6 protein-coding genes are annotated in these 8,617 nt (G+C 73.2%); 5 read left to right on the top strand and 1 reads right to left on the bottom strand.

The genetic code is table 11. The features are described 5' to 3' along the window. Positions 1-311: 311 nt before the first annotated feature. Positions 312-1,397: a hypothetical protein gene (locus B9S57_RS31555; RefSeq protein ID WP_374935998.1), complete on the bottom strand. Its 1,086-nt coding sequence runs from the start codon at positions 1,395-1,397 to the stop codon at positions 312-314. 177 nt (positions 1,398-1,574) lie between these two features. Between B9S57_RS31555 and B9S57_RS31550 the strand changes: the two genes are divergently transcribed. The 5 genes from B9S57_RS31550 (at position 1,575) to sucD (ending at position 8,579) form a co-directional block, all read left to right on the top strand. Then, positions 1,575-2,687, top strand: a complete 1,113-nt coding sequence (locus B9S57_RS31550) for an AAA family ATPase (protein ID WP_103760580.1) — start codon at positions 1,575-1,577, stop codon at positions 2,685-2,687. Then, complete coding sequence (locus tag B9S57_RS31545; protein WP_103760579.1) at positions 2,684-4,993, top strand: DUF5682 family protein; 2,310 nt, start codon at positions 2,684-2,686, stop codon at positions 4,991-4,993. The genes B9S57_RS31550 and B9S57_RS31545 overlap by 4 nt, the downstream gene beginning before the upstream one ends. Positions 4,994-5,031: 38 nt before the next feature. Next, entirely contained in the window at positions 5,032-6,210 is a 1,179-nt protein-coding gene (locus B9S57_RS31540; protein ID WP_181011548.1) for a VWA domain-containing protein, read from the top strand. 281 nt (positions 6,211-6,491) lie between these two features. Next, positions 6,492-7,673, top strand: coding sequence for an ADP-forming succinate--CoA ligase subunit beta (gene sucC, locus B9S57_RS31535; RefSeq protein WP_103760577.1), 1,182 nt, complete (start codon positions 6,492-6,494; stop codon positions 7,671-7,673). Positions 7,674-7,694: 21 nt separating this feature from the next. Beyond that, complete coding sequence (sucD, locus tag B9S57_RS31530; protein WP_103760576.1) at positions 7,695-8,579, top strand: succinate--CoA ligase subunit alpha; 885 nt, start codon at positions 7,695-7,697, stop codon at positions 8,577-8,579. Positions 8,580-8,617: the final 38 nt, after the last annotated feature.

The raw sequence follows: 8,617 nt of genomic DNA, 5'->3' as shown, positions 1-8,617 counted from the left end.
TGTGCACCGCCGCCGCGTCGAGCAGCGCCGCCGGTCCGAGTGCGGAGCCGCCCTCGCCTCTGAGGGGGCGCCGGTCGGTGCCGAGCAGGGCCGAGGCGACGAGCTCCTCCCACGAGTCGTTCACGGGCAGGCCGGGCGGTGTGGCGGTGGTGGGCATCGGGTCCCTTCCGGTGGTCCGGACGACGTGGATCGGGAAACGTGGGTCAGGGATTCGTGGATCGGGAACTCGCGTGGTTGCTCGGGGCCGCCCCGGCCCACGTGGCGCGCCCCGACCAGGACGGGCGGGTCCCGGGTCGAGCGGATGCCGGGCGTCAGACGAGCGCCACGGCCGCCCCCGCCCCGGCGCCGTCCCCCGACCCCGGGCCGCACCAGGCGGCGAGCGGGTCGAAGCCGAGGTGCCCGCACTCGCCGAACACCGTCAGAGGGCCACCTCCGGAGAGAGCCACGAGCTTCCACAGGCCCGGCCTGGACAGCGCCGGGGGTGCCAACGGCAGGGCGGATCCGTCCGCCTCGCCGATCAGTTGCCAGCCGTCCCCGGACGGCGCGGGTATGACGTCCCGCAGGACGGCCGGCCAGGAGTCCAGCCACGGGTCGTCCCGCAGGGCGTGCCCGTACGCGGCGACGGCATCGGCCGTCGTGGAGCCGGGCGGGGGCGCCACCGCGGTGACGGGCTCACCGAACTGCGGCCCCAGCTCCGCCCGAAGTCCTCCTCCGCCCGGATACGGCCTCACCTCGGCGTCGACCACGGTGCCCGCCGACAGGTCCAGGGCCGGGGCGCGTCCGGGCCCTCCGTAGGACAGGAGCAGCACCGTGCGCCCCGACCTTCCGCCGTGCAGCCAGATGCGGCGGGTGACGATCCTGCCGTCCGGCGTGTCGTACCGGGCGAGGACCGTCCAGCGGTCGCGGACGGCCTGCCCCTCGGCGGAGGCCGTCAGCCCCACCCGCGCACGCACGGTGGCGGCCAGCGGACCGGGCAGCCGCGCGCGCCCGAGCCAGGCCGAGTCCAGCAGATGCAGGAGCGCGCACCCCTCCAGCAGCCGCACCGGCCAGCCGGGTCCCGATGCCACGACCGAGCCCAACTCCCGCACACGGTGCGCGAGTCCCGGAGCCTGGGCGTCGACCATGCGGGCGGCGGTCTCCTCCCACAGGCCGTACTCCGGCCGGTCCGCCGCCGCGAGTCCACCGCGCAGCAGATCGGCGAGGCGCTGCTCCAGCTCCTGCGCGCCGCCCGTGACGCGCTCGGCCCGGCGGCCGGCGCGACGGGCCGCCGCGGCCCTGCTCGGTGAGTCCCCGGCCTTATGTACGGCCGCATGTGACGCCTCTTCAGGATCGGCGTGCGGCCCCCGATCCACCCCGTCCGACACCGCCTCGGAGCCGTCCTCCAGCACTCGATCCACCGCCCGACGCTCCACCGGACCCCTGGAGCGCCCGGACTCTCCCCCGTGAGATAGCACCATGGAACCGACGGTAGAGGGCGCCACTGACAATCGGCTCCGGCCCCGGTCGGAGCCGATTGTCAGTGGCGTGGTGCACGGTGGGAACCGCAGCGGATCGACCGATCCGGAGGGGGATCCATGACCGTGTCCGTACAGACCGACGCCGCCGCCGGCGAAGCGCTGAGACCGCATGCCGAGCATGCCTTCGCCGACGAGCTCACGGCGCTCGCCGCCACCGACGACCGTCCCAGGCCCGCCCGTTGGAAGCTCTCCCCGTGGGCCGTCTCCACCTATCTGCTCGGTGGGACACTCCCGGACGGCACCCTGATCACTCCGAAGTACGTGGGCCCGCGCCGTCTCGTCGAGGCCGCCGTGGCCACACTGGCCACGGACCGGGCCCTGCTGCTCCTCGGCGTTCCGGGGACCGCCAAGACCTGGGTGTCCGAGCATCTCGCCGCAGCCGTCAGCGGGGACTCGACCCTGCTGGTCCAGGGCACCGCGGGAACACCTGAGGAAGCCGTCCGCTACGGGTGGAACTACGCCCAGCTGCTGGCCCACGGGCCCAGCCGCGAGGCCCTTGTGCCGAGCCCGGTCATGCGGGCCATGGCCGACGGCATGACCGCCCGCATCGAGGAACTCACCCGTATCCCCGCCGATGTGCAGGACGCGCTCATCACGATCCTGTCGGAGAAGACGCTCCCCGTCCCGGAGCTGGGGCAGGAGGTCCAGGCCGTCCGGGGGTTCAACCTCGTCGCCACGGCCAACGACCGCGACCGCGGGGTCAACGAACTCTCCAGCGCCCTGCGCCGCCGGTTCAACACCGTGGTGCTGCCGCTGCCCGCGACGCCCGAGGCCGAGGTCGACATCGTGTCCCGGCGCGTGGCCCAGACGGGACGCGCGCTCGACCTGCCCCCGGCGCCCGACGGCATGGCCGAGATCCGACGTGTCGTCACGGTCTTCCGCGAACTGCGCGACGGCATCACCACGGACGGCCGCACCACGCTGAAGTCGCCCTCCGGGACGCTCTCCACGGCCGAGGCCATCTCCGTGGTCACCGGAGGCCTCGCGCTCGCCGCCCACTTCGGTGACGGCGTCCTGCGCCCGGGGGACGTGGCCGCGGGCATCATCGGGGCCGTGATCCGCGATCCGGCCGCGGACCGGGTGGTCTGGCAGGAGTACGTGGAGACGGTGGTCCGTGAGCGGGACGGCTGGAAGGACTTCTATCGCGCCTGCCGTGAGGCCGCCGAATGACACCCCCCGCCGCGGGGGCCACCAGGCCGGACGGTCCGCTGCTGCTCGGGGTGCGCCACCACGGCCCCGGTTCGGCCCGCGCGGTCCTGGCCGCCCTGGAATCCGTACGGCCCGGTGCCGTACTCGTCGAAGGACCGCCCGAAGGGGACGCGCTGCTGTCGCTCGCCGCGCACGGCAGGATGCGTCCGCCGGTGGCGCTGCTCGCCCACGCCGTGGACGACCCGGGGCACACCGTGTTCTGGCCGATGGCCGACTTCTCGCCGGAGTGGGTGGCGATCCGCTGGGCGCTGGCGCACGGGGTCCCCGTGCGCTTCGTGGACCTGCCGGCCGCACACCGGCTGGCACTGACGGACCGCCAGGCGGACGGGCCGGCCAAGGCCCGGGGCGTCGATCCGATCGGCATCCTGGCCGCGGCCGCGGGGCACGACGACCCCGAGCGCTGGTGGGAGGACGTCGTCGAGCACCGCGCGGCGGGCGGAGGGCCGGCCGACCCGTGCGCACCGTTCGCCGTCCTCGCCGAGGCGATGACCGCGCTGCGCGAGGCCCACGGGGACGGGGGGCATCCGCACGACGCCGTCCGGGAGGCCTGCATGCGCCTCGGACTGCGCGCCGCCCGGAAGGAGTTCGGCGACGGCGTCGCCGTGGTCTGCGGTGCCTGGCACGTGCCGGCGCTCGCCGCGCGGACCACGGTCGCCGCCGACCGGGCTCTCCTCAGGGGGATGCCCAAGGTCAAGGCGGAGCTGACCTGGGTGCCCTGGACCCATCGCCGGCTGGCCCGGGACAGCGGATACGGCGCGGGGATCGAGTCGCCCGGCTGGTACGGGCACCTGTTCGCGGCACCCGACCGGCCCGTGGAGCGCTGGATGACGAAGGTCGCCGGACTCCTGCGCGGCACGGACCGGGCCGTGTCGTCCGCGGACGTCATCGAGGCGGTGCGGCTCGCCGGGACGCTGGCGGCCCTGCGCGGCCGCCCGGCCGTCGGCCTGGCGGAGGCGACCGACGCGGTCAGGGCTGTTCTGTGCGAGGGCTCCGACGTGCCGCTCGCCCTCGTGCGGGACAGGCTCGTCGTCGGCGAGATCCTCGGCGAGGTCCCGGACACCGCCCCCGCCGTGCCGCTCCAGCGCGATCTGGACAGGCAGCAGCGCACCCTGAGGCTCAGGCCCGAGGCGGAGAAGCGCGAGCTGGAGCTCGATCTGCGCAAGGACACCGATGCGGCCCGCAGCAGGCTGCTGCACCGGCTTCGGCTCCTCGGGGTGGAGTGGGGCGAGCCCGCCGCCGGCCGCGGCAGCACGGGGACGTTCCGGGAGAGCTGGCGGCTGCACTGGGACCCCGAGCTGTTCGTCCGGACCGCCGAAGCCGGAGTCTGGGGCACCACCGTGCTGGGCGCCGCGACCGCCAGGGCCGAGGCGGACGCCCTGTCGGCGTCGTCGCTCGCCGGGGTCACCGCACTCGCCGAGCGGTGCCTCCTGGCCGGTCTGCCCGAGGCGCTGCCACGCGTGATGAGGGCCCTCGCCGACCGTGCCGCCCTCGACGCGGACGTCGGCCATCTCGCCGACGCGCTGCCCGCCCTGGCCCGCTCCCTGCGGTACGGGGACGTGCGGTCCACCGACACCTCCGCCCTGGAGGAGGTGGCTGTCGGGCTCGCCGAGCGTGTCTGTGTGGGCCTGCCACCCGTCTGCAGCGCCCTCGACGCGGAGGCCGCCGCCGAGGCGCACCGCAGGGTGGACGGCGTGCACACCGCGGTCGCCCTGCTCGCCGGCACCGTGCGGGGGGAGGGGCTGCCCGAGCGCTGGGCCGCCGTCCTGCGCAAGCTGTCCGGCAGGGAGTCGGTCGCCGGGCTCGTCCGGGGCCGGGCCACGCGGCTGCTCCTGGACGACGGGCGTCTCACCGGGAGCGAGACCGCCCGGCTCATGGGGCTGGCTCTCTCACCAGGTTCCGCACCTGCCGACGCGGCGGCATGGATCGAGGGCTTCGTCGGGGGAGCGGGCGGCGGGCTGCTGCTCGTCCACGACGAGCGGCTGCTCGGACTCGTCGACGCGTGGCTGACCGGTATACCGGCCGACACGTTCACCGACGTGCTGCCCCTGCTGCGCCGTACGTTCTCGGCCTACGAGCCAGGTGTGCGGCGCACGCTGGGCGAGCTCGTCCGCCGGGGACCCGGGGCCGGTGCGGCGCGCGACGAGGGTGGGGCCACCGTGGCGGGCTTCGGCGGAGCGCTCGACGAGGCACGGGCGGACGCGGTGGTTCCGGTGCTCCGGCTGCTGCTCGGCATCGAGGAACCGGCGCGGCGGGCCGCGGCCGGATGAGCAGGGACGTGCGGACACGAGGTGAGGAGGAGAGGGCGATGGACGCGACTTCCGCCGACGACGAGCGGCTGCGGCGCTGGCGCATGGTGCTCGGGGCGGACGGCACCGAGGGCACGGGACGCGTGCTCACCGGCCGCGACGCGGCGATGGACGGTGCGCTGACCGCGCTCTACGGCGGGAGGAAGCCGGGCGGCCGGGGCGGAGCCGAGCGCTCCGCGGGGCTCGGTGCTTCCGCCCCGTCCATGGCCCGCTGGCTCGGCGACATCCGTACGTACTTCCCGGGCTCCGTCGTCCAGGTCATGCAGCGCGACGCGATCGACCGCCTCGGGCTCGCGGCCCTGCTGCTGGAGCCGGAGATGCTGGAGGCCGTCGAGCCCGACGTCCACCTGGTCGGCACCCTGCTCTCCCTGGGCAGGGCCATGCCGGAGACGACGAGGGAGACGGCCCGGGCGGTCGTACGCAAGGTCGTCGAGGACCTGGAGCGCCGGCTGGCCACCGTCACGAGGACGGTGCTCACCGGTGCGCTGGACCGCTCGGCGAGGGTCCGCCGGCCGCGGCACCGCGACATCGACTGGGACCGCACGATCCGGGCCAACCTCAGGAACTACGTGCCCCTTCCCGGCCGGGACGGGGCCGGCACGGTGATTCCCGAGCGTCTCGTCGGACACGGGCGCGCCGACCGGTCGGTGAAGAAGGAGGTCATCCTCTGCGTCGACCAGTCGGGGTCCATGGCCGCATCCGTCGTCCATGCCGCGGTCTTCGGCGCGGTGCTCGCCTCGATGCGGACCCTGGCGACCCGGCTCGTCGTGTTCGACACGGCCGTCGTCGACCTCACCGACCAGCTCGACGACCCGGTCGACGTCCTGTTCGGCACGCGGCTCGGCGGGGGGACGGACATCAACCGCGCGCTCGCCTACTGCCAGTCGAGGATCACCCGTCCGGCGGACACCGTCGTCGTGCTCATCAGCGATCTCCACGAAGGGGGGATCCGTGACGAGATGGTCCGGCGGGCCGCCGCGATGACGGCGTCCGGAGTGGGGTTCGTGACCCTGCTCGCACTCTCCGACGAGGGGGCGCCCTCCTACGACCGGGAGCACGCGGCGGCGCTGGGAGCACTCGGCGCCCCGGCCTTCGCCTGCACTCCGGACCTCTTCCCCGAGGTCATGGCGGCGGCGATCGAGAGGAGGCCCCTGCCGGTACCGGACACCGACCGGTGACCGGGCGGCCGGGAACCCTGCTCAGGAGCCCTCCGGCCCGCCCCGCGCGACCGGCGTTTTGTCCTCCGTACCCCGGCCACCAGGGCGGTCTGTGACCGGTATCACCGCTCAGGTGTGATCTGCAATTTAGGGTCCGGCGCGGCCCGGGGATAACCTGCCGGATGGACATGCCGCGTACCCGGTCACCGTGTGCGCCTCCCTAGTGACCGCGCAGTCACGTTGCCCTCGCGGCACGCCCACGCAGAAAACCAACCGCGAGACCATAAAAGGGACGGACGCGCGTGGACCTGTTCGAGTACCAGGCGAGGGACCTCTTCGCCAAGCACGGTGTACCGGTGCTGGCCGGTGAAGTCATCGACACGCCTGAGGCAGCCCGCGAGGCGACCGAGCGGCTGGGCGGCAAGTCCGTCGTCAAGGCGCAGGTGAAGGTCGGTGGCCGAGGCAAGGCCGGCGGCGTGAAGCTGGCGGCAGACGCCGACGAGGCGGTCGCTCGCGCGACCGACATCCTCGGCATGGACATCAAGGGCCACACGGTCCACAAGGTGATGATCGCCGAGCTCTCCCCGGAGATCGAGGCGGAGTACTACGTCTCGTACCTCCTGGACCGCACCAACCGCACCTTCCTCGCGATGGCGTCGGTGCAGGGCGGCGTGGAGATCGAGGAGGTCGCGGAGAAGACCCCCGAGGCCCTCGCGAAGGTTCCGGTCAACGCCGTCGACGGCGTCGACATCGTCAAGGCCCGCGAGATCGTGGCCCAGGCGAAGTTCCCGGCCGACGTGGCCGAGGGTGTCGCCGAGGCCATGGTGACCCTGTGGGACACCTTCGTCGCCGAGGACGCGCTCCTCGTCGAGGTCAACCCGCTGGTGAAGACCAAGGACGGCCGCATCCTGGCGCTGGACGGAAAGGTGTCTCTCGACGAGAACGCCGACTTCCGCCAGGCCGACCACGAGGCGCTCGAGGACAAGGCCGCGGCCAACCCCCTCGAGGCCGCCGCCAAGGCCAAGAACCTCAACTACGTCAAGCTCGAGGGCGAGGTCGGCATCATCGGTAACGGTGCCGGTCTGGTCATGTCGACCCTGGACGTCGTCGCGTACGCCGGTGAGAACCACGGCAACGTGAAGCCCGCCAACTTCCTCGACATCGGTGGCGGCGCCTCCGCAGAGGTCATGGCGAACGGCCTGGAGATCATTCTCGGCGACCCGGACGTCAAGTCCGTCTTCGTCAACGTCTTCGGTGGCATCACCGCCTGCGACGAGGTCGCCAACGGCATCGTCCAGGCCCTGGAGCTGCTCAAGTCCAAGGGCGAAGCGGTCACCAAGCCGCTCGTCGTGCGGCTCGACGGCAACAACGCGGAGCTGGGTCGCAAGATCCTCTCCGACGCCAACCACCCGCTCGTTCAGCGGGTGGACACCATGGACGGCGCGGCCGACAAGGCCGCCGAGCTCGCCGCGGCTGCGAAGTAAGGGACGAGGGACTCCAACACCATGGCTATCTTCCTCACCAAGGACAGCAAGGTCATCGTCCAGGGGATGACCGGCGCCACGGGCATGAAGCACACCAAGCTCATGCTGGCCGACGGCACCAACATCGTCGGTGGCGTGAACCCGCGCAAGGCGGGCACCTCCGTCGACTTCGACGGCACCGAGGTACCCGTCTTCGGGTCCGTCGCCGAGGCGATGGAGAAGACCGGCGCCGACGTGTCCGTCCTCTTCGTGCCGCCGGCCTTCGCGAAGGCCGCCGTCGTCGAGGCGATCGACGCCGGGATCCCGCTGGCCGTCGTGATCACCGAGGGCATCGCTGTCCACGACTCGGCCGCCTTCTGGGCGTACGCCGGCTCGAAGGGCAACAAGACCCGGATCATCGGCCCGAACTGCCCGGGTCTCATCACCCCCGGTCAGTCCAACGCCGGCATCATCCCGGGCGACATCACCAAGCCGGGCCGCATCGGTCTCGTGTCCAAGTCCGGCACGCTGACCTACCAGATGATGTACGAGCTCCGTGACATCGGCTTCTCGTCCGCCGTCGGCATCGGTGGCGACCCGGTCATCGGCACGACGCACATCGACGCCCTCGCGGCGTTCGAGGCGGACCCCGAGACCGACCTCATCGTGATGATCGGCGAGATCGGCGGCGACGCCGAGGAGCGTGCCGCCGACTACATCGCGAAGAACGTCACGAAGCCGGTCGTCGGCTACGTCGCGGGCTTCACCGCCCCCGAGGGCAAGACCATGGGCCACGCGGGGGCCATCGTCTCCGGCTCCTCCGGCACCGCCGCCGCCAAGAAGGAGGCCCTCGAGGCCGCCGGCGTGAAGGTCGGCAAGACGCCGACCGAGACCGCCAAGCTGGCGCGCGAGATCCTCGGCGGCTGACCGCCCACCGCATGACCGCGTAGCCGCGTCACCGCGTC

Source organism: Streptomyces sp. SM10, assembly GCF_002910915.1.
GTDB lineage: Bacteria > Actinomycetota > Actinomycetes > Streptomycetales > Streptomycetaceae > Streptomyces.
Note: the sequence above shows the minus strand (reverse complement) of the source record. Positions and strands in the feature narration are given on the sequence as shown.